The following is a 22,088-nucleotide window of genomic DNA, read 5'->3' on the forward strand; positions in this document are numbered from 1 at the left end:
CCCTACGCCGCAGGGCAGTCAGCAACCGAATCACGCAGTATCAGGCTGCCGTTAAACGGCGGCCGCGGTCGCCACTCACCGCCATCCAGCATGGTGACCAGCCGGCCAATGGTTTCGTTGATCATTTCGGTGACCGGCAGTTTGATGCTCGACAGCGAAGGCGTGATGTAGGGTGCCAGCGGAATATCATCAAAACCCAGCACCGACACCTGCTGCGGAACGGCAATACCGCATTCGGTCAGCCGCTTGATGGCACCGATCGCCATCTCATCGTTGCTGGCAACAATCGCAGTAAACCCCACCTTGCGCGCCAGCAGGCTATCGACCGCCGCCATGCCGCTCTGTGCTGTCCACTTCCCTTGCACGATCCGCTGCGGATCAAGCGCAATCTTCGCATCTTTCAGCGCGGCCTGATAACCCGACAAGCGTTCCATACCGGTCGGTGAATCCAGCGATCCGGTTATAAAGGCGATCTCACGATGTCCACGGGCCAGCAACTGGCTGACAGCATCGGCGCTGGTGGCGTGCTGGTCGATGTAAATGCAGTAGCTGTCGTTAACGCGCAGGCGGCGATTGATCACCAGGATCGGCTGGCGATGCTGGGAGATGATGGCATCAAGCGCATCGATAGAGAGAAAGCGCGGATAGATAATAATCCCGTCACAGCGCAGATCGAGCAGGAACTGGATCGCCGCCCGCTCCTGCTCCGCAGTATGCTTGCCGTCGGCCAGAATAAGCTGACGCCCCTGCTGCTCCATCATCCGCGCCGAGTGGGCCATCAGTTCAGTGAAGTAACTGCCGCTGTAGAGCGTGTTGGTAATCACCAGGCCAATCGTCTGGCTGGATTTGGTCGCCAGGTTACGCGCCAGTAGATTCGGCCGGTAGTCGGTTTCAGCTATCGCCTGCAGTACCCGTTCGCGCTTCTCCTGCCCGACATAACCGTTGCCGGACAACACCCGCGACACCGTGGCTTTTGAAACGCCTGCCCGCGCGGCTACTTCCTGAATCGTTGCCATTTCACTGCTCCTTCACTGCGTCGGTTTCCAGTCTACCTAAGCCTCTCATTATTGGAAATATTTTCACCGGCACGCCGCCGCTTTTCATCCACCCGCGTGGTGACATCCATCACAAAACCGAAAATTGAGTATTTTTAGCGCTTGTCGCATCCAATAAAGATCTTCATGATTTTGTGAAACCGGTTTCCTATTCGCCGCTTAGTCAGGGCATAAAACATAACACTGACCGATTACCCTACAGAGAAGATCCATCATGCCCAGAAACTATGCCGAGGTTTCACGCGCTATCGTCGACGCGTTAGGTGGCCTCACCAATATTGACGCGCTCACCCACTGCATGACTCGCCTGCGCTTTGTGGTTAAAGATCAGACGCAGGTCGATCTTGTGCGATTAAAAGCCATTGATGGCGTGATGGGCGTGGTGCACAACGACAGCCAGTGCCAGGTGATTATTGGCAACAATGTGTCACAGGCTTATCAGGCGGTATTGCAGCTGGGTTCGCCTGGCGGTGCCTCTGCGCCGGTGAAGCGTAAGCTGACCTTAAAAGGGATTGGCGCAGGGATTCTCGATGCGCTGGTGGGCACCATGTCACCGTTAATTCCGGCCATTATCGGCGGATCGATGGTCAAACTGCTGGCGATGATCCTCGACATGGCTGGAGTCTTTGAAAAAGGCTCATCAACCCTGGTGATCCTGAATGTGATTGGCGACGGGGCGTTCTTCTTCCTGCCGGTGATGGTGGCGGCGTCGGCGGCGCTGAAATTTAAAACCAACATGTCGCTGGCGATTGCCATTGCCGGGGTGCTGGTGCACCCCAATTTCATCGAGCTGATGGCTAAAGCGGCGCAGGGCCAGCCGGTAGAATTTGCCTTCATTCCGGTCACCGCGGTGAAATATACCTACACGGTTATTCCGGCGCTGGTGATGACCTGGATCCTGTCGCACATTGAACGCGGCGTCGATCGCATCACCCCGGCGGTGACAAAAAACTTCCTTAAACCGATGCTGATTGTGCTGATTGCTGCACCGATCGCCATCGTCCTGATCGGGCCGATTGGTATCTGGATCGGCAGCGGGATTTCGGCGCTGGTGTATACCGTTCACGGCTATCTCGGCTGGCTGTCGGTGGCAATTATGGGTGCCATCTGGCCGCTGCTGGTGATGACCGGAATGCACCGGGTGTTTACGCCGACCATCATCCAGACCATTGCTGAAACCGGCAAAGAGGGAATGGTGATGCCGTCCGAAATCGGTGCCAACCTGTCACTGGGTGGCTCGTCGCTGGCGGTGGCGTTCAAAACCAAAAACCGTGAACTGCGTCAGACCGCGCTGGCCGCGGCGGCGTCGGCGATTATCGCTGGCATTTCAGAACCGGCGCTGTATGGCGTGGCGGTCCGGCTGAAACGTCCGCTGATCGCCTGTTTAATCAGCGGCTTTATCTGTGGCGCAGTAGCCGGTATTGGCGGCCTGGCCAGCCATTCGATGGCCTCGCCCGGCCTGTTTACCAGCGTACAATTTTTTGATCCCGCTAATCCGATGACTATCGTCTGGGTCGCGGCGGTGATGGTGCTGTCGGTCGTGCTGTCATTTGTGCTGACGCTGATTTTAGGTTTCGAGGACATTCCTGAAACCGAGCCGGCCACAGCGGCTGCACCAGCACCGGCTGCGGTGACCGAGCGAACCAACGCGATTAACGCCAACTAACGGGCAATGCTGACCCGAAACAGAGGATTTCATGTCTGAATCAAGATTCCCGCAAGGATTTTTATGGGGCGGCGCGTTAGCCGCCAATCAGGCTGAGGGGGGCTATCGTGAAGGCGGAAAGGGCTTAACCACCGTTGACATGATCCCCCACGGTCCGCACCGGATGCCGGTAAAGTTAGGCCTGGAGCAGCGCTTCACCCTGCGTGACGATGAGTTTTACCCCAGCCACGACGCAATTGATTTCTATCATCGCTATCCGGAAGACATCGCACTGATGGCGGAAATGGGATTCAGCGTATTTCGTACCTCCATTGCGTGGAGCCGTCTCTATCCGAATGGGGATGAACTGACGCCTAATCCGCAGGGGATCGCCTTTTACCGCGCGGTGTTTGAAGAGTGCCGGAAATACAATATCGAACCGCTGGTAACGCTCTGCCACTTTGATGTACCGATGCATCTGGTTACTGAATATGGCTCATGGCGCAACCGCAAGATGATCGACTTTTTTGCCCGCTATGCTCGCAGCTGCTTTGAAGCGTTTGACGGTCTGGTGAAGTACTGGCTGACCTTTAATGAGATCAATATTCTGCTGCACAGTCCGTTCTCCGGCGCCGGGCTGGTGTTTGAAGAAGGTGAAAATCATGAGCAGGTTAAGTATCAGGCAGCCCATCATGAGCTGGTGGCAAGCGCGCTGGTGACCAGAATCGCCCATGAAATAAATCCGGCTAATCAGGTCGGTTGCATGCTGGCAGGCGGCAACTTCTATCCGTGGTCAAGCAAACCGGAAGATGTCTGGGCGGCGCTGGAAAAAGACCGGGAAAACCTGTTCTTCATTGATGTGCAGGCGCGCGGGTACTATCCCGCCTACGCGGCCCGCCTGTTTCGTGAAAAAGGAGTCAGCCTGCAGATTGATGACGGCGATGCGGAGATCCTGAAAAACAGCGTCGATTTTGTTTCGTTCAGCTACTACGCCTCGCGTTGCGCGTCGGCGGAGATGAACGAACTTAACAGCAGCGCCGCCAACGTGGTGAAATCTCTGACCAACCCGCATCTGACGCGCAGTGAATGGGGCTGGGGCATTGACCCTCTTGGCTTACGCATCACCATGAATATGATGTATGACCGCTACCAGAAGCCGCTGTTTCTGGTCGAAAATGGTCTGGGCGCACGCGATACCTTCAATGATGCCGGTGAGATTGAAGATGATTACCGCATCAGCTATCTGCGTGAACATATCCGGGCGATGGGCGATGCGATTGCCGACGGTGTGCCGGTGATGGGTTACACCAGTTGGGGCTGCATCGATCTGGTTGCCGCCTCGACCGGCGAAATGAGTAAACGTTACGGATTTGTTTATGTCGATCGTGACGATCTGGGCAACGGCACGCTGGCGCGCAGCCGGAAAAAATCGTTCTGGTGGTATAAAAAAGTCATCGCCAGCAATGGTGAAGATCTGGAGTGACGCTGTCACCTTGTATCGACAGAAAAGGCTATTATGGTCAGCCGACCCGCAGCAACAAGCGGGCTGCTGGTTGAGCTGGCCTGCGGCCTGCCGTTGTATTCAGCTAACAATTATCGTATAACAAACGTCTCCGAGGGGTGTCCTGTAATGGGCTGAGATGGCGCAAGCCGAACCCTTTGAACCTGATCTGGGTCATGCCAGCGAAGGGACGGGTCGGCAGCGTTTCTGCACCATCTTCTGCGTTTTTGCCTGTTCTTCATCGTATGCCCGGATCTCCTTATGTTAACGAACCGTTAATGGGGATCCTATGTCACTTGCACTTTTCGAGACCGGCTTTTATGGCCGCCTGCGTCAACAGGCTGGCGATCACTGGCACGCCTACGTGTCGCACGATTTTGTGCAGCAACTCGGTCAGGGTCAGTTGCCTCCCGCCGCTTTTCGTCATTACCTCACCCAGGATTATCTGTTCCTGCTGCACTTTGCCCGCGCCTATGGACTGCTGGTCAGTAAACTGCAGGACCCGGCAGCACTGCGCGCGGCTACGGCTTCTCTCAACGCCATCGTCAATGAACTGCCGCTGCATGTGGCTTACTGCCAGCAGTGGGGAATCAGCGAAGCTGCGCTGGCCCGCCAGGCCGAAGCCGTTGAAACAATCAACTACACCCGTTACGTGCTGGATGTCGGCCACAGCGGAGATGCACTTGAATTGATGACCGCGTTAATGCCATGCGTTGCCGGCTATGCTGAAATCGGCCTGACGCTGTTACATCATCCCGCGACGGTGCTCGCAGACAATCCTTACGCCGACTGGATCCGCAATTACGGCGATGCCGATTATCTGGCCGGCGTCAGCGCCGCGCTGAATCTGTTTGAAACCCTGGCCCACCAGCGCGCCGGGGCTGAACGATTCGATCAGCTGGCGACGATATTTACCACCGCCACCCGACTGGAATCTGCCTTCTGGCAGATGGGCCTCGACCCGCAACTGACGTCATCCCAATGAGCCGTTCAACACTGTTATCACCGCCGGGCATCTCTGTCCGTCAGCTCAGGCTGGATTTTGGATCGCATCGGCTATTCGACTCACTCAACCTGGAGATCCCTGCGGCGGCCTGCACTGCGCTGCTGGGTGCCAGCGGCGTCGGGAAAAGTAGCCTGATGCGGGTCATTGCTGGCCTGACGCCGCCGACTTCCGGGCAGATCAGCGGCAGTGATGGCCTGCCGCTGGCCGGTCGGATCGCCTGGATGGGCCAGCAGGATTTGCTCTATCCGTGGCTGAACGTGGAGCAGAATGTTTGCCTCGCCAGCCGTCTGCATGGCGAAAAACCGGACCGCGACTGGGCGCATCATCTGCTGGCACGGGTCGGTCTGACTCGCTACGCAACGGCGCGGCCCGCCACGCTATCTGGCGGCATGCGGCAGCGGGCTGCGCTGGCGCGCACCTTATATGCACGAAAGCCGATCGTCCTGATGGACGAGCCCTTTTCCGCGCTCGACGCGCTGACCCGCAGCCAGATTCAGACCCTCGCCGCCGGGGTGCTGGCGCAGCATACCGTGTTGCTGATTACCCACGACGCGGCGGAAGCCTGCCGACTCAGCCATCATATGCGGGTGCTTACCGGCTCAGGCATTGAACCCTGCCCGCCATTAGCGGGTCAGCCGCCGCGCGCGCCTGATGATGCTGGCGTGATGCGCAGCCAGGCCGCTTTGCTGCAACAGCTGGCTAAGGTGGCGCTATGAAACACCTCAGCCGCTTTGCCCCGCTGTGGCGTGGTATCACTCTGTTCTGCGGCCTGATTGCGCTGTGGTGGCTGGTGACGTTGCTGCCGGTGCCGGCGTTTTTGCTGCCTTCGCCAGCAGCGGTCGCGCAGGCGTTATGGACCAGTAAGAGCTGGCTCGGCTATCACAGCCTGATTACCTTCACTGAAATTCTGAGCGGTATGATGATTGGCGTGGCGCTGGGTTGCCTGCTGGCGCTCGGCATGACTTTTTCGTCGCGTCTGCAGCGCTGGATGATGCCGCTGGTGCTCACCAGTCAGGCGATCCCGGTATTTGCGCTGGCACCGCTGTTAGTACTGTGGTTTGGCTTCGGCATGAGCGCCAAAGTGGCGATGGCGGTACTGGTGATTTTCTTCCCGGTGACCTCGGCATTTTACGATGGCCTGCGCCGCGTCAGTCCGGGTTATCTCGATCTGGCTCGCACGCTGGGTGCCTCGCACGGATCGCAACTGCGTCATGTCCGGTTGCTGGCCGCCCTGCCGGCGCTCGGCTCTGGTCTGCGAATGGCGGCGGCCGTGGCACCGATTGGCGCGATTATTGGCGAATGGGTCGGTTCGGCCGAAGGGCTGGGTTACGTAATGCTTAATGCCAACGCCCGGATGCAGAGTGATATCTGTTTTGCCGCGCTGTTTATTCTGGTGCTGATGACGCTGGCGCTGTGGCTGGCCGTCGATGCCCTGCTTCGCCGCCTGATCGACTGGGCGCCGGAGAGTTCCTCATGACCTCTACCCTGCGAGAAAACTGATGCTTAAACCTTTTCTGTCGACGCTGATCATCAGCGCCGCACTCACCAGCCCGCTTCATGCAGCAGAAAAACTGACGCTGATGCTCGACTGGTATATCAACCCAGACCATGCGCCGATTATGGTGGCGCAGCAAATCGGCGCATTTAAAGCGGAAGGACTGGATGTCACCCTGGTTCCACCGTCCGACCCGGCGCTACCTCCACGGCTGGTGGCGGCGAAGCAGGCAGATTTAGCCATTACCTATCAACCGCAGCTGCATTTCTTTGCTGACCAGGGATTACCGCTGATGCGGGTCGGCACCCTGATAAACACACCGCTGAATACCCTGATTACGCTGGATAAGACGGTAAAAAAACCGGCAGACTTAAAGGGTAAACGGATCGGCTATTCGGTCAGCGGGATTGAGCAGGCCACGCTGGAGGCGATGCTGCAGCATGACGGGGTGAAGGCCAGCGAGGTGAAGCTGATTAACGTCAATTTCCAGCTGACCAGTGCCCTGCTGACCGGCCAGGTGGATGCGGTAATTGGCGGCTATCGGAATATTGAAGCGCTGGAAATCAGGCTGCAGGGTAAAGTTCCGGTGGTGTTTAAGGTCGAGGATTATGGCGTGCCGGCCTATGACGAGCTGATTATTGTCGCTAACCGCGATGAAGCGCACGCAGAGAAAATCAAAAAGTTCATGCGGGCGCTTAAACGCGGCAACGCGGAATTGCAGGCTCATCCTGAAGCCAGCTGGCAGACTTTTGCCGCCCGGCATCCTGAACTGAATACGCCGCTGAACCATCAGGCGTGGCAGGCTTCGCTGCCGCTGTTTGCTGCCGATCCGGCGAAGCTGGACCGTGCCCGTTATCAGGCCTATGAGCAGTTTTTGTTTGATAACCGGCTGATTAAAAAGATTACACCGGTTGAGCGTTACGCTATCGACGGGCAGTGATCGGCTAAGCCCGCAGCGATTGCTGCGGGCTTAGTATCACAACGGTTTCTGATAGAGCCAGTGTTCGATGTCGCTGGCAGGCAGTGGTTTAGAGAAGAAGTAGCCCTGAATTTGATCGCATCCGTACTCTTTCAGTAATGACAGCGTCGCCTCGGTCTCCACCCCTTCCGCCAGCACGGTATAATTCAGCTCTTTCAGCATCTGAATAATCCGTTTAACGATAATTTTTGATGAGTCATCTTCAGCCATACGGGATATCAGCGACATGTCGATTTTGATCACGTCCAGCGGGATATCCTGCAGATAGCTGATGTTGCTGTAGCCGGTACCAAAATCGTCGAGCGAAATAACAAACCCGTGCGATTTCAGCGCTTCCAGACCGCGGATAGCGACGTTGCTCTCGGTGATCAGCTCATTTTCCAGACACTCAATGCCAATCACCGAAGCTGGCAGTTGTGCCGCCTGCAGTTTCGCCAGCAGCGAATCGGCAAACTCCACTTTAGAGAAGTCCCGCTCACTGACGTTAATCGACACCGGAATCAGGCTGTACTCGCGGTTCCAGCGCGCGAGTTGCTCGATAAGATGATCGATGACCCAGTTAGTCAGGTCGGAGATCAGATTGGTTTTGCCGGCTAAAGGGACAAACTCAGACGGGAACAGCTCGCCACGTTCGGCATGATGCCAGCGAATCAGCGCCTCCAGCCCGACAGTTTTACCGGTTTTAAGGCAGACTTTCGGCTGATACGCCAGATAGAGGCCTTCATCCTTTTTCAGCGCCTGCGCCAGATCGTTCATGATCATAAAGTCGTCGGTACGGCGGGTGTCGTAACTTTCATCAAAAGACATCGCGCTGATGTTTTCATCTATCGCTTCATGCAGCGCGCTGACCGCCTGACGGACCATCTCATTGGCGTTAATCTGGCCGGGCACGAACCCGGTTTCGCCGGTAAAGATATCCAGATCGAGGGTAATGTTTTCCGACAGATCGGCTTTCATTCCCTGCAGCACGTCGATCATATTGTGTGCCGTATAGCGGCCCGACCACGGCTGAATCAGCGCAAAACGACCGGGGGCAAAGGAATAAAGCGTATCCCCGGCGGGCAGGTTGAGTCGGGCGGCTACCTGCTCAGCCATCTGCCGCAGCAGTTTTTCCATCGGCGCAATGCCGACGGTGCGGGAGAGTTCATAAGCGCGTGGAATATCGATGCAGTCGATCAGAATCAGGCGGAAACGGCTGTGCGGCGCAGTAACCGACAGCTGCTGGATATCACGAATTAACCGTGGGCGATTGGGCAGATGGGTAATCACATCGGCGAAACCGGCATTGTTCCACGCATCCAGAAACGACGTGACCAGTCTGGCCAGCAACTTCAGGGTGTCGAGTTTTTCTGAGCAAAAAGTGTGTGGCTGGGTGTCGGTCACGCAGAGTGTGCCCAGTACGGCACCGTCGAGATTCTCCAGAGACACACCCGCATAAAAGCGAATATGCGGTTCGCCTTCGACAAACGGGTGCACGGCAAAGCGTGGATCCAGCAGCGTATCAACCACCACCAGCTGCCCCTCACCATCAATGACGTGGCGGCACAGGGATTCATCGCGGGTCGACTGCTTAAGATCGAAGTTACGTGACGCCTTAATATATTGATTGTGGTCGTCAATAATCGAAATAAAACTGCCCGAGATCCCTAACACCTGGCTGGCAAGATGAACAAACTTCTCCAGCACTTCATCCCTGGCTTCATCAGGCGTCAGAAGTGCTTTAATCGCATTGAGACGTTTTTCGTCACTGCCATTTTGTTCGTTATGCACTGAAATCTCCCCTCTACAGGCGCAAAAACTGAAAATAATTTAGTTTAATAAGACTTAATTAGCGCCCAAATTTCAGATAAGTAGCGACACTGGCTGACATTAATTTCAGCGTGAAACAGTGTCGCATGATATCTGATCGCTGTCGAAATCATTTACGTCTTTCCTTTACTTGTGCAACATCGGCGATTCGGGGCGGAAGCCCAGCCCAATCAGCCGGCCAAAGATAAATCGCAGAAACGGAAGGCGGCGGATGATTGACGGAATTTTGCTGCCGCGAGTGGATTTTCGTCTGGCTTTGTTGCTGCTCATTTTGATTTGCAGGAACTGCGTGGCAACCGTCGGGAATTGACGGCGCTGCTGAACCTTTTCCAGATCGCCGAGGCTCAGCTCACCGGCCAGCAAAGGTGCCGTGAGAAGGTTGGCGGTCGCTACCGCATCCTGAATCGCCAGATTGACCCCGACCCCGCCAATCGGCGACATCGCATGGGCAGCATCACCGATACACAACACGCCCGGTTTCGCCCATTTATCCAGCCGGTCGATGCGTATCGACAGCAGCCTGAACTGCTCCCAGCTGCTGATTTCGTCCAGACGCTGCGCGCCAAACGGCGAGACGGCGGCCACCTGCGCAATGAAGGCCTTAAGCCCTGCCGCTTTCTGCGCCTCGAATTCGCCTTTCGGGATCGTCAGGCCGCACTGCCAGTAGTCACCCCGGTCAATCACGATGAAGTTTTGCCGCGGTCCTTTGTGGCCCATGCCTGAGACCGGATCGTCTGGCTGTTTGCTCAGCCGGAACCAGATGACATCACGCGCTACGCCGAAAGTCTGGCTGGTGAGGTTGGCTCGCGCCCGGACCTGCGAGTGACGGCCATCTGCGCCAATCACCACTTTGCAGCGGATATGGAGTCGCTGGTCGCCGCGGCTGGCAATCACGCCGCTGACGCTGTCGTTATCGTAGAGAAAGTCCTCAAACGCCGTCGATTGCAGCAGCGTGAAGCCCGGATAGCGGGCGCTTTGACCGGCGAGGAAATTAAGGAAGTCCCACTGTGGCATAAAGGCAATAAACCGGCACTGCACCGGCAGCCGCGAAAAATCTGCCATGGTGATGCTCTGACCGGCGATCTCCGCTTCCAGTTTTTCCGCGCGCTGGTGCGGCAGTTTCAGCAATCCGTCCAGCAGACCAAGCTGATGCATGATCTCCAGCGTGGAGGGATGAATAGTATCGCCGCGAAAATCGTGCAGAAAATCGCCGTGCTTTTCAATGACGACCACCCGCAGGCCAGACCGGGCGAACAGATATCCCAGCATCAGTCCGGCTGGGCCGCCGCCGACAATACAACAGTCTGCGGCGAGAATTTCAGTGGAATGTGGCTGCATCTCAGCTCCCTCTGGCACCAGTATTGCTATGATTAGTGAGTCATTCGTGGCGCGTTGGCCGTCAGCCCTCAACGATTCAGCTGTCAGGCTACGCACTCATCGCGATTAATTCTAACTGAAAACGACGCAGGACCCGCTGTAGGTCGACCGTCGCTGGAGATCATCATGATTAACGTTGTCCGCAGTGCCCTGGTCATTTCGCTGCTGTTAAGCCCACTGGCCCAGGCAGACTCCGCTTACGAAACGCTGCAATTTGCTCTGAGAGAGCAGCAGATCACCAACGATCTCCGTGAAAAATGCCAGCTGCCGCCGTCGCTGTCGGATGAAGCGCTGCGCCAGACCTTTCTGAACGATAAAAACGATAAAGCGCCCTTGATTGCAGCGGCGCAGGCGCTCAAAAATAACGATAACTCAGCCTACCGCGAACGGATGGCGCAAGTGGTATGTCCACCGCAGGCGGGCTAATCATCAAACCCGAAGAGTTGAGATATTCATTGATCTGAGGTTTTGCTTTACGGACATCCCTCAGTACACTGTGTGGCCTGGTCCGATTCAAACAAGAACTCTCCCGCATGAATGAAGAAACACCGCAAACGGTGTATGTTCCCCGCACGCTGGCTGCTCGCAGCCGGATGTTCCGCGCTCTACTCTATCGCGATAAAACCCCGCTGGCGGTGCTGTTCTGTGCTGCACTGGTCGGTACGCTGGTGGGCCTGGCTGGCGTGGCGTTTGCCCGCGCCGTTGAGGCGATCCAGCAGTGGCGTGCCGTCACAATTTCTCCGGCGTTGATTCAGGGCTGGCCGCTTTATGCTGCTGCGTTTGCTGTCTCTGCCCTGCTGGCAATGGTTGGCTATCTGCTGGTGAAGCGGTTCGCGCCTGAAGCAGGTGGCTCAGGGATCCCTGAAATCGAAGGGGCACTGGAAGAACTCAGGCCGGTGCGCTGGTGGCGGGTGATTCCGGTTAAGTTTTTTGGCGGCATGGGCACGCTCGGCGCCGGTATGGTGCTGGGACGGGAAGGCCCTACCGTTCAGTTGGGCGGAAATATTGGTCGTATGGTGATTGATATCATCGGCTTACGCAGCAACGAGTCGCGCCATACGCTGCTGGCGACCGGGGCGGCCGCCGGGCTGGCTGCGGCATTCAACGCGCCGCTGGCTGGCATTCTGTTCATTATTGAAGAGATGCGTCCTCAGTTCCGTTACAACCTGATTTCCATAAAAGCGGTGTTCACCGGGGTGATCATGGCGAGTATTGTTTATCGCTGTTTCAACGGTGAGCAGGCGGTAATCTCGGTCGGCAAACTGGCTAATGCGCCGGTTCAGACGCTGTGGCTCTATCTGGTGCTGGGGATGATCATCGGCCTGGTGGGCGTATTATTCAACCGCCTGATATTCCTGACCCAGGATCTGTTTGCCCGTCTGTATGCCGGTAAAACGGCTCGTGTAGTGCTGACAGGCGCTCTGCTCGGCGGCGGATGTGGGGTGATGTCGCTGTTGTTTGCACCTGGCGCGGGCGGCGGGTCAGAACTGATACCGCAGGCGGTACACGGGATGTTCCCTCTCGCCCTGCTGCTGCTGATCTTTATCGTCCGGCTGATAACCACCCTGCTTTGCTTCGGCTCCGGTGCGCCCGGTGGCATATTTGCGCCGATGCTGGCACTCGGCACGCTGCTCGGTACCGCATTTGGCGTGGCAATGACGCAGGTTTTTCCACTCTACCAACTCGATCCGGGCACCTTCGCTATCGCCGGTATGGGCGCGCTGTTTGCTGCATCGGTGCGTGCGCCACTGACCGGCATTGTACTGGTGCTGGAGATGACCGATAACTATCAGCTGATCCTGCCCATGATTATCACCTGTCTCGGTGCCACGCTGCTGGCCCAGTTTCTGGGCGGCAAACCGCTTTATTCCTCGATTCTGGCCCGAACGCTGGCTCGTCAGCAACAGGTTACCCGCCCGCAACAAGGCGGATAACCTGACCCGCTATTTCCCGTCAAAAAAGTCGCTGGGCAACTGGCCCGGCGCTTTATCGATGACCGCGTCGTTATCCGCGCCCTCATTTTTCATGTAAGTCACCTGAGCAAATTCAGGAATAATCACATAGGGATAGGCGGGGCCTTCATCGCGGAAGCGATGCATATCCTCGATAAAATCGTTCTGGTAGCAAATCGTCTTCTCCGGATGCTGGCCTTCACCGGCAATCCACTGCGGGAAGAAAATGGTGCCGTGGACGATCTTACGTGACAGATCAAATAGCAGGCTGACGCAGGTTCCGGTGGGTTCGTGCCAGTCGACCTTATAAATTCCCGGTGCAAACTGAACCGCATTCATTTTCTGGTTAGTGACCCAGCGTCCTCCTACCAGCCCCTGATGAATGCGATAATCGCAGGTGGTTTCATTGCGCGCATACCATTCATATTTCCAGCCATTATCGTAGGTATAGACAAAATGTGTGCCGACAAACTGTGATAAATCGTTGGATATATCGTTAACAGATTCAGTGGTCATATTAGTCCTTTACATCATCAGGTATTTAGAAAATAACAGGAAAGAAACGGGCATAAGTCATAAAACAGGCTGTCCGGACCGGAGTAATTAATATGGACCAGGAATTTTTTTTTGCCATTCGAAACCGATAAAAGCGTAAAAATACAGTTGTCAGATTATTTCTTCACACACACTCTGCAATGCGCAATACATTTACAACCTCTTGTTTTTTAAGAGTTGTGTAATATTTTTACTGTTAACAGCGATATTACATTGCTGACCATATTCGCCACCTCACTACATAATTAATCATTATAAATCATGGAGATAAAAATATAATTTGCATTAATCCTGATTGCGACCAGACTTTTTTATGCTTTTTCCATAACGGGCTCCGCCATATTTTTTTACTCTGATGCAGCTGCCTTTGCTGTCCGTTCAACCTGACTTCAGGATACGTTTCTATGGATTTGCTTCATGAACTTTTCCGACTCTCGCCTGAACTGGCTCTGTTTCTTTCTCTCGCGATAGGGACCTGGATTGGTAAATTCAAACTGGGTGCGTTCCAGCTTGGCGGTGTCGCAGGCGCGCTGCTGATTGCCGTCATTATTAGTCAGGTCGGCGTTACAATTGACAGCGGAATTAAAAACGTGCTGTTCGCAGTATTTATTTATGCAGTTGGTTTTGAAAGCGGACCTAAATTTTTCTCCTCGCTGGGGCGGCGCACGTTGCGCGAGATCGCCCTGGCGCTGATTCTGGTGGTTACTTCGCTGGCAACGCTGTTGGTGATGGCGCGGCTGTTCTCGCTGGATAAGGGAATAGCGGCCGGGATCGCCGCGGGTGCGCTGACCCAGTCGGCGATAATCGGTACCGCCAGCGCGGCGATCGCCAAACTCAACCTTGATCCCGCCCAATTACAGCAAATGCAGGGGAACGTCGCCGTTGGTTACGCCGTGACCTACATTTTTGGTTCACTCGGCGCCATCATCATCTGCGTCAATATCCTGCCTAAAATCATGGGCCGTTCGATTCGTGAAGATGCGATTAAAGCTGAGCTGGAGCAGATGCGGGGCGCGCCGGTGCTGGCGCCAGGACAGCAACCCGCGCTGCCGGGTCTGGTCGGGCGGGTGTTTCTGGCCGGACCGGCGGCCGGTAAACGCGTTGCCGAAGTTGAAGCCGGTGCCGATCCGCATTTCCCGGTCACCGTCGAGCGGCTTAAACGTGACGACAAAGTGATCGCCGTCACCCCGGAGATGCAGCTTAACGAAAACGATGCGCTGCTGCTGGTTGGTCGTCGTAAGGGCATCATCGCGCTGGCCACATCACTCGGTAAGGAACTTGATGCTGCGGAAGGGCCGGAAATGACGATGCAGACCACCGAGGTGCTGCTAACCAACCCGGCGCTGGTCGGTAAGCGCATTGATGCGCTCCGTAAGGAAATTTCAGGTGACGTGCGTCATGGCATTTACATCGCCACCCTGAAGCGTGGCGATCTGCCGGTGCCCGTCACCGATGACACGGTCATTCAGCACAATGATGTGGTCACCCTGTACGGCAGTGAGCAGGATATCCAGCGAGCGGCCGCGCTGGCCGGTCCGGTGCTGATTAAAAGCCTGAAAACCGACCTGATGTTTCACGGCCTCGGCCTCTCCTTCGGTTTGCTGATCGGCCTGCTGGTGCTGCGTATCGGTTCCGTCCCACTGACGCTTGGCAGCGGCGGTGGCGCGCTGCTTTCCGGCCTGCTGTTCGGCTGGTATCAGGCCCGTAAACCGCTGAGTGGAAACATGCCGCTAGCAGCCTCCGGCCTGCTGCGCGATCTGGGACTGGCCGGCTTTGTCGCCGTGGTCGGTCTGCAGTCGGGATTGCAGGCCGTCGAAACGGTGCGCCAGAACGGTCTCTCTATTTTCCTGATCGGCATCGTCGTCACCGTGGTCCCTTTAATGCTGACCTTGCTGATTGGACGTTACCTGTTGCGTTACGACAACACCGCTATTTTTGCGGGCGCCCTGTCTGGCACCCGCAGTGCGAACCCTGCCTTTGGGGAAATCCTCGACAAAGCAGGTAATGCCATCCCGACCGCACCGTTCGCGGTGACCTACGGTCTGGCCAATGTATTTCTTACCCTACTGGGCCCGCTGATTGTCGCGCTGGTCTGATAGCGACCTGCTAATCGATGCGTCCTTATCCGGAGAACTATTCCTATGTCGAATCCTTACGAAAAATACGCCGCGCTGAGTCCGTTTGAACTGAAAGATGCGCTGATTACGCTGGCTTCAGGCAAACCAGACCGCATGATGCTAAATGCCGGACGCGGCAATCCCAATTTTCTCGCCACCCTGCCGCGCCGTGCCTTCTGGCGGCTGGGACTGTTTGCCACTGAAGAAGCCGAGCTTTCATATTCCTACCTGCCGCACGGTATCGGTGGTCTGCCGCGCATTGAAGGGATTGAGGCACGTTTTGACGCCTTTCTCTCCCGTGAGCATCAGCAGCCTGGCGTCGCCTTTTTATCGCGCGCGGTGAGCTATGTTCGCGATCAGTTGGGCCTTTCGGCCTCGGCATTTTTACATGAGATGGTAGAAGGGATCCTTGGCGCCAACTATCCGGTTCCGCCACGCATGCTCCATCTGAGCGAGAAAATCACCCGTGAATACATTGTTAAAGAGATGATTGGCGGCCTGATATCGGCAGAAGATGTTGACCTGTTTGCGGTGGAGGGCGGCACGGCGGCAATGACCTATCTGTTTAACACCTTACGCACCAACGGCCTGGTGACCGCCGGTGACAAAGTGGCAATGGGCGCGCCAATTTTTACCCCGTACATCGAAATTCCCCATCTGGAGGATTACCGGCTTGAAAGCGTGATGATTAACGCTTCTCCCGAGGAAAACTGGCAGTATCCGGACCACGAACTGGATAAGCTGCTCGATCCGGCGGTTAAGATCTTTTTCTGCGTCAATCCGAGTAATCCGGCATCGGTAAAAATGGACCAGCGTTCGCTGGACAAGATGGTCAAAATTATCGAGCAGCGGCCCGATTTGATTATTCTGACCGACGATGTTTACGGCACCTTTGCGCACGATTTCAAATCGCTGTTTGCGACCTGCCCGAAGAACACCATTCTGGTCTACTCCTTTTCAAAATATTTTGGTGCTACCGGCTGGCGGCTGGGGGTGATCGCTACCCATCAGCAAAATATTCTGGAGCAGCAGCTGAGTGACCTGAGTGCGGAAGAGAAGCAGCGTCTTGAGCTGCGTTATGGCTCACTAACGCCAGACGTGCCGGGCCTGAGCTTCCTCGATCGCGTGGTCGCGGATAGCCGCAGCGTAGCGCTTAATCATACGGCGGGCCTCTCTACGCCCCAGCAGGTACAGATGGTGCTGTTCAGCCTGTTTGCCCTGATGGATGGCGAAAATGGCTATAAGTCTGCCGTCTCAGAGATCATTCGCCGTCGTCAGGCGGTGCTTTATCGTGAACTCGGCATTCCTCATCATGAAACTGAAGAGGCGGTTGACTACTATACCCTGCTGGATCTGGGGGCGATTTCGCGTCAGGTGTACGGCGATGAGTTTGCTAACTGGGTCAACGCTACCCTTAATCCCACCGACCTGCTGTTCCGTATTGCGGAAGAGACCGGCATCGTGATGTTGCCCGGCACCGGATTCGGCACACAAAAACCTGCGGGCCGGATCTCACTGGCTAACCTCAACGAATATGAGTATGCGGCCATTGGTAAAGCCTTGCGGCAAATGATGGAGCATTATCATGACGAGTTCATTGCGCGCGGCAAAGATCAGCCCAGCGCGTAGTGACTGGACGGAGTAATGTCTGACGGTCTGGCACCGCGCAGAGTGCCAGACCATTCGCCTCAGGCTCTGGCCGCTTTCGCTGCTGCCACCAGCCCATCCAGCCAGTCCTGATGACCATTGATCATCGGATTCGGTTTGGTGACCGCCAGCTCGCGAGCCGGTTGTCCGTTTTGCGTCTCCTGAGTCAGGATGCGTACCCGGTTACCCGGCAGAGCCTCAATCAGCCAGGCATGCAGAACATCAAGGCGATCGGCGGCACCCGCTTCACCCGCCCAACCGTGCCAGGTCAGGCGTGCGGCCTCGCCTTCTGTCGGGGCAATACACTCTGTCACCTGAGCCTCAACCGGGAAGCCAAAGGTCTCGAAATAGAAGCGTACTCCCTGCTCCAGTACCGGACCTTTGTTGTCGTGAAAGCGCGCATTGGCTGAGTTAGCGTAATAGTCAGACCAGCGTGCGGGTTCACTCAACAAGCGCCAGATTTCCTGCACCGTCAGGTCGGCGACAATCACTTCATTTGAGCAAAAATTATCGGTATAGCCCGGTACAAAACCTTCCGGCCAGTTAATCGCGTTCATTTTCATTTTATCCTGCCTTATCTGATTAAGTGGTACATCACGCCTGTGCAGCGAACAGGGGCAGTATCATGCCGCTGCTGAAATAACGCCAATCGCAATATTTTATCCGTGATATCATTCCAGCTAATATCAAATCCACATTGTCTGCTGGTCAGCTGCGAGAATAAAATGAGCACTCTTCACAACGTGGACTTGAATCTGTTGAAGACGCTGGACGCCTTACTGGATGAGCGCAGCGTTACCCGGGCTGCCGAGCGCTTATCGCTGACCCAGCCTGCGGTGAGCGGCATGTTAACCCGGCTACGTGAGAGTTTTGACGATCCGCTGTTTACCCGGGCGCAGCGCGGTATCGTGCCGACTTTGCGGGCGCTTGAACTGGCTGCACCGGTTAAAGCGATACTGGCAGAAGTGGAGGGGTTGCTGCAGCCACAACAGTTTGATCCGTTGACGGCCGATATGACGTTGCACATCGCCGCGACAGATTATGCGTTGCGCGCGGTGATCGTCCCGTTTATGGCCCGGTTACGGCGTGAGGCTCCAGGCATTCGGGTGGCGGTGGTCCCGGTCAATAATGAAACCTTGCAGGATCAGTTTGAACGTGGAGCGGTCGATTTAGCCTTGCTGACGCCGGACACTACGCCGCAGGAGTTGCATACCCGCCGCTTATTTGATGAGGAGTATGTCTGTTTGCTGCGCGACGATCATCCGCTGATCAGCACCGGACCGCTGACGCTGGATGCTTTTTGTGCGCTGGAGCATGCCCTGGTTTCCTATCCTGGCGGTAATTTCAGCGGTGTGACAGATACGGCGCTGGCAGCACTGGGCCGCAGCCGCCGGGTCACTCTGTCAATATGCAGCTTCCTGGTGTTGCCCGAGATCCTGCGCCTGAGTGATTTAATCAGTGTGGTACCACGTCGTCTGGCGATTGCTGGCGCGGGCCTGACTCAACTTCCGCCGCCGCTGACCATACCGGGCTTTACCAAAACACTGGCCTGGCATGAACGAACCCACCGGCATAAAGGTCATCAATGGTTGCGTCAGTTGTTAATCACCATTGCTGATGAGACGACAAATCCTGTTACATCTCTACCCTGACTGGGTTACCTGAGCGAGCCGGCTGCGCATTTTTTGTCCCTCCGCGCAGCCGCTGGCAAGAATAAGCGAATGGATAATGCAAACTACAGGCAAGGCGTTTTATATCTGGAAGTCAGATAAGAAAATTTGCACAGCATTATTCTGCTTTCAGCGGATTGATATTATTCAGAGATAGGTTAGAGGGAATATATAGCAGGAGTGAAAATCAATAGATATCAGCGTAACCAAAGAATAAACCACAGCGCATTAACTTTTAATATTGGTTATAACAGGCCCCGGCAAAATGCCGGGGCTGATGGTTAAAAAGTCCGCATCAGCGACTTTCTATTCGGACTTACGTCCACCACCATGGCTGTTTTGGCCACCTTTCTTACCGGCTTCTGAAGCCTTTTCACGGTCATTAGCGAAGTTACCGCCGCTGTTTTGTCCGCCTTTTTTACCTGCTTCAGATGCTTTTTCACGATCTTCTGCGAAGTTACCGGAACCACCACGATGTTCGGCCATAATTTCCTCCTGAACATATTGTCATTTGATTAATGGCAACCAGCATAATTCTATTACGCCAGCCGTTTTCGTGTTGCAGTGATAAGTCTAGCCGGGCCTTTTCGGGCTGCAAGTCTATTACAACCTTCTGGTCCTGATTTATATTTAGCCGAAGCGAGACAGCGCCATGAATAAGCAAAACGGTAAACGGGAAAAATTTATTGAGGCTAAGCACTTACCCAGGGCGATCAATTATCGCCCCCTCGCCTGGCGATTAACATTTTTTTACTTTTGATTAAAAAGTTAAATGCCATGTAAAACGCAGCGGCCTGATGTTCAGCGGTTGGCTTAGTCTTGCAGCGCGCAGCCCGGCTGCGGCATCAGCCTGTTAACCCGCTGATCATCAGTCTCAACCCACCTGACAAGATGAAGATAAACGCCGTTCTGAGGCGCTTTCCCCGCCAGGCAACAGCGCCCGGGCGCGTTAAACGTCTCGCTAAATGTCTCGTTAAGCGCTATGACCGATTCCGATACTTCATCTCAACAAGCTTTGGCTCTGAGGTATGGCAGCGATAAGAAGCTTCAGCTGAGTACACGCCTGGAGAAACGATCGTGAGCAAAGGATTGATGTCAGCGGAATGGCCTTGTTTTGAGGTGGACTGGGTTGCCGGACTGATTGGTTAGGGGGTGCGATTACCGGGCTGGTTCTTTGGGTTGGCGGTTTGATTAGTTAGCTGCGGGACTGCCGGGCTGATTCCTGGGATTCGGCGGTTTGATTAGTTAGATGCAGGATTACAAGCCGGGTGCTGAAGAGTGGCGGATTTCTTATGTAGCGGGTGGGATTGCCTGGCGGGAGCTGTGGATTTGCCGGTTGATTTGTAAGTTGGTGATATTGCCGGGCGGTTGCCCTGGAGTGGAAGGTTGTTGGGTTGCTGGGTTGTTGGGTTGTTGGGTTGTTGGATTGTTGGATTGCCGGGTTGCTGGCTTGGTTAGCCGTATTAAGCAAAATTTTTTCCTCTCTTGCTGATCCTTTCTGTGCCTATCCCTTTCTGTGCCTGATGGTAATCCAGCAAAAATGTCGCCTGGCCAGCTACTTCCACCCTGCGCGCAATGATAAAAGCCCTGACTGAGATAGCCAGGGCTTTTAAGTTACTACCGATTTAACATTTACCATTAAGGAACTTAATTGAGATTTACTGCTTCGGTACTGCTATTTATGAACAGGTCCTGCGGATAATAATGAACACCAGAAGTCACTCATTATCATTAGCGGTTTTCACCACCTGATAGTCTTTTATGAGACAAAGACAGGTCAGGCCCGGATAAACCTGCACACCCCCATCGCGATATATACTCTTTGATGCGTTGCCTTACTTTCATTACGACGTTTAAACCGCAATCGTATCCTGTCGTAACGTAAACGTTCAGAACTACGAGGCCTTACATCATCGCGAATACTTTTTACTGCAATAACATCAACTTACTAAAAATGCTTTACTGACTACAGGTTACTGCTTTGTTACTAACGATACTCCATTCAACAGTGCTATTAATACATAACTCAATTTAACAGGAGTGCTTACTAATTTAACTCAAACTTCAACTTCATATTACTTTATCAGTGACGTCTTGTTTGCCGCTGATGTGTCTTACTTTACGGTTTTAAATTTCAAAGTCAACACTGTTTTTAAAAACATGTTTATATCTTCAGTAGCTTAGCAATAGCGTTAATAATCATTCTCAGGCAGGATGAGAACCCCCGCTGTTTTATTATCACTACGACTAAAAATAGAATTCTAATCTATTTATACTGAATAATTAGCCTGGTGATTATATCATTATTGCCCCCCCTGCCTTCGGGTACGAACCGTCGAGACATTCTCCGTTCAGGGACTGCGCGCTTAGCCATTCTGGTGCTCAGCGAAGTGCACAGAGCACTGTACAATAAGCGACCTGTGAGACACGAAAAAAGGCACCTTATCGGTGCCTTTTAGCGGTCCATCTTTAGTAATACAATCAGCGAATTAGTTCGACAGCTGGGTCATCAGCAGTTTAGCTGTCTCAACCGAGGAACCTGGGTTCTGACCGGTAATCAGCAGACCATCCTGCACCGCATAAGATTGCCAGTCATCACCGCGAGAGTAAATGCCGCCATTCTGTTTCAGCACATCTTCCACCAGGAACGGCACCACGTTGGTCAGGCCAACGCCCTCTTCTTCAGTGTTAGTAAAGCCGGTCACTTTCTTACCTTTTACCAGTGGTTCGCCATCGGCGCTTTTGACATCGCGCAGTACGCCCGGCGCATGACAGACCAGCGCTACCGGTTTACCCGCCTGCAGAGTCTGTTCAATCAATGCAATTGAGTTTTTGTCGTTGGCCAGATCCCACAGCGGACCGTGACCGCCAGGATAGAAAACAGCGTCAAACGCATCCTGCGAAACTGAATCGAGGCGGACGGTAGCAGCCAGTACTGCCTGAGTCTCTTTGTCGCCATGGAAGCGACGTGTCTGTTCAGTTTGTGAACCAGGCTCATCACTTTTTGGGTCGAGCGGCGGCTGACCGCCTTTTGGTGATGCCAGCGTGACCTCAACGCCGGCATCGGTAAAAGCGTAATAAGGGGCGGCAAACTCCTCCAGCCAGAAACCAGTTTTCTTGCCGGTGTTGCCGAGTTCATCATGCGAGGTGAGTACCATTAAAATTTTCATATTTGCTCCGTCTCTGTGTATCGGTTCAGGCTAAAATTTAGGGTTCGGAACCGGCCGCTGTTCAGCCGTATTCTCTGTTGACCGGACCATCATTACCTGGCTGGACATAT

18 protein-coding genes and 1 riboswitch are annotated in these 22,088 nt (G+C 54.7%); of the genes, 11 read left to right on the forward strand and 7 right to left on the reverse strand.

The window, feature by feature from the left end:
- Nucleotides 1-2: 2 nt before the first annotated feature.
- A complete protein-coding gene (locus ABIB18_RS17370) occupies nucleotides 3-1,016 on the reverse strand; it encodes a LacI family DNA-binding transcriptional regulator (protein ID WP_354474980.1) in 1,014 nt (337 codons plus the stop codon).
- Nucleotides 1,017-1,269: 253 nt separating this feature from the next.
- Here ABIB18_RS17370 and ascF point away from each other — a divergent pair, with 253 nt between their 5' ends.
- From ascF to ABIB18_RS17400, 6 genes are all read left to right on the forward strand, one after another.
- On the forward strand, nucleotides 1,270-2,721 hold the full coding sequence (gene ascF / locus ABIB18_RS17375; protein ID WP_354474982.1) for a PTS cellobiose/arbutin/salicin transporter subunit IIBC: 1,452 nt from the start codon (nucleotides 1,270-1,272) through the stop codon (nucleotides 2,719-2,721).
- A gap of 31 nt (nucleotides 2,722-2,752) precedes the next feature.
- Nucleotides 2,753-4,183, forward strand: coding sequence for a 6-phospho-beta-glucosidase (locus ABIB18_RS17380; RefSeq protein WP_089561818.1), 1,431 nt, complete (start codon nucleotides 2,753-2,755; stop codon nucleotides 4,181-4,183).
- A 123-nt stretch (nucleotides 4,184-4,306) separates the two neighbouring features.
- Nucleotides 4,307-4,409: riboswitch (TPP riboswitch) on the forward strand.
- 81 nt (nucleotides 4,410-4,490) lie between these two features.
- Nucleotides 4,491-5,186 (forward strand): thiaminase II, encoded by a 696-nt coding sequence (gene tenA, locus ABIB18_RS17385; protein ID WP_031377518.1) that lies wholly within the window; start codon nucleotides 4,491-4,493, stop codon nucleotides 5,184-5,186.
- A complete protein-coding gene (locus ABIB18_RS17390) occupies nucleotides 5,183-5,923 on the forward strand; it encodes an ABC transporter ATP-binding protein (RefSeq protein ID WP_354474985.1) in 741 nt (246 codons plus the stop codon). Before tenA ends, ABIB18_RS17390 begins: the two co-directional genes overlap by 4 nt.
- On the forward strand, nucleotides 5,920-6,684 hold the full coding sequence (locus tag ABIB18_RS17395) for an ABC transporter permease (RefSeq protein ID WP_031377517.1): 765 nt from the start codon (nucleotides 5,920-5,922) through the stop codon (nucleotides 6,682-6,684). The genes ABIB18_RS17390 and ABIB18_RS17395 overlap by 4 nt, the downstream gene beginning before the upstream one ends.
- A gap of 22 nt (nucleotides 6,685-6,706) precedes the next feature.
- Nucleotides 6,707-7,642: an ABC transporter substrate-binding protein gene (locus ABIB18_RS17400; protein WP_354474987.1), complete on the forward strand. Its 936-nt coding sequence runs from the start codon at nucleotides 6,707-6,709 to the stop codon at nucleotides 7,640-7,642.
- Between the two features lie 36 nt (nucleotides 7,643-7,678).
- Here ABIB18_RS17400 and ABIB18_RS17405 read toward each other — a convergent pair whose 3' ends face one another.
- Together ABIB18_RS17405 and ABIB18_RS17410 are read right to left on the reverse strand one after the other, a co-directional pair.
- Nucleotides 7,679-9,451, reverse strand: a complete 1,773-nt coding sequence (locus ABIB18_RS17405; protein WP_354474989.1) for a sensor domain-containing phosphodiesterase — start codon at nucleotides 9,449-9,451, stop codon at nucleotides 7,679-7,681.
- A gap of 165 nt (nucleotides 9,452-9,616) precedes the next feature.
- A complete protein-coding gene (locus ABIB18_RS17410) occupies nucleotides 9,617-10,828 on the reverse strand; it encodes an FAD-dependent oxidoreductase (RefSeq protein ID WP_354474991.1) in 1,212 nt (403 codons plus the stop codon).
- Between the two features lie 165 nt (nucleotides 10,829-10,993).
- Between ABIB18_RS17410 and ABIB18_RS17415 the strand changes: the two genes are divergently transcribed.
- Together ABIB18_RS17415 and clcA are read left to right on the forward strand one after the other, a co-directional pair.
- Nucleotides 10,994-11,293 (forward strand): YicS family protein, encoded by a 300-nt coding sequence (locus ABIB18_RS17415; RefSeq protein WP_180217262.1) that lies wholly within the window; start codon nucleotides 10,994-10,996, stop codon nucleotides 11,291-11,293.
- Between the two features lie 107 nt (nucleotides 11,294-11,400).
- A complete protein-coding gene (gene clcA, locus ABIB18_RS17420) occupies nucleotides 11,401-12,801 on the forward strand; it encodes a H(+)/Cl(-) exchange transporter ClcA (RefSeq protein WP_354474993.1) in 1,401 nt (466 codons plus the stop codon).
- A 9-nt stretch (nucleotides 12,802-12,810) separates the two neighbouring features.
- On the opposite strand, the gene ABIB18_RS17425 is transcribed toward clcA, so the two are convergent.
- Nucleotides 12,811-13,335 carry a phenolic acid decarboxylase gene (locus ABIB18_RS17425; RefSeq protein WP_279809892.1) on the reverse strand — a complete coding sequence of 175 codons (525 nt, stop codon included), beginning with the start codon at nucleotides 13,333-13,335 and terminating at the stop codon, nucleotides 12,811-12,813.
- 443 nt (nucleotides 13,336-13,778) lie between these two features.
- Here ABIB18_RS17425 and aspT point away from each other — a divergent pair, with 443 nt between their 5' ends.
- Entirely contained in the window at nucleotides 13,779-15,470 is a 1,692-nt protein-coding gene (aspT, locus tag ABIB18_RS17430) for an aspartate-alanine antiporter (RefSeq protein ID WP_069729701.1), read from the forward strand.
- Nucleotides 15,471-15,515: 45 nt separating this feature from the next.
- Complete coding sequence (locus tag ABIB18_RS17435; protein ID WP_069729702.1) at nucleotides 15,516-17,120, forward strand: bifunctional aspartate transaminase/aspartate 4-decarboxylase; 1,605 nt, start codon at nucleotides 15,516-15,518, stop codon at nucleotides 17,118-17,120.
- 59 nt (nucleotides 17,121-17,179) lie between these two features.
- Here the strand turns inward: ABIB18_RS17435 and ABIB18_RS17440 are convergent, their stop codons facing one another.
- Nucleotides 17,180-17,695 (reverse strand): SRPBCC family protein, encoded by a 516-nt coding sequence (locus ABIB18_RS17440; RefSeq protein WP_354475126.1) that lies wholly within the window; start codon nucleotides 17,693-17,695, stop codon nucleotides 17,180-17,182.
- Nucleotides 17,696-17,863: 168 nt separating this feature from the next.
- On the opposite strand from ABIB18_RS17440, the gene ABIB18_RS17445 reads away from it, so the two are divergent.
- A complete protein-coding gene (locus tag ABIB18_RS17445; RefSeq protein WP_046289333.1) occupies nucleotides 17,864-18,790 on the forward strand; it encodes a LysR family transcriptional regulator in 927 nt (308 codons plus the stop codon).
- Nucleotides 18,791-19,114: 324 nt separating this feature from the next.
- On the opposite strand, the gene ABIB18_RS17450 is transcribed toward ABIB18_RS17445, so the two are convergent.
- Both ABIB18_RS17450 and ABIB18_RS17455 read right to left on the reverse strand, forming a co-directional pair.
- Nucleotides 19,115-19,294 (reverse strand): con-10 family general stress protein, encoded by a 180-nt coding sequence (locus ABIB18_RS17450; protein WP_031377499.1) that lies wholly within the window; start codon nucleotides 19,292-19,294, stop codon nucleotides 19,115-19,117.
- A 2,003-nt stretch (nucleotides 19,295-21,297) separates the two neighbouring features.
- Nucleotides 21,298-21,978, reverse strand: a complete 681-nt coding sequence (locus tag ABIB18_RS17455) for a type 1 glutamine amidotransferase domain-containing protein (RefSeq protein ID WP_031375547.1) — start codon at nucleotides 21,976-21,978, stop codon at nucleotides 21,298-21,300.
- Nucleotides 21,979-22,088: the final 110 nt, after the last annotated feature.

Origin of the sequence: Pantoea sp. UYEF8 (assembly GCF_040546285.1) — a bacterium.
GTDB lineage: Bacteria > Pseudomonadota > Gammaproteobacteria > Enterobacterales > Enterobacteriaceae > Pantoea > Pantoea brenneri.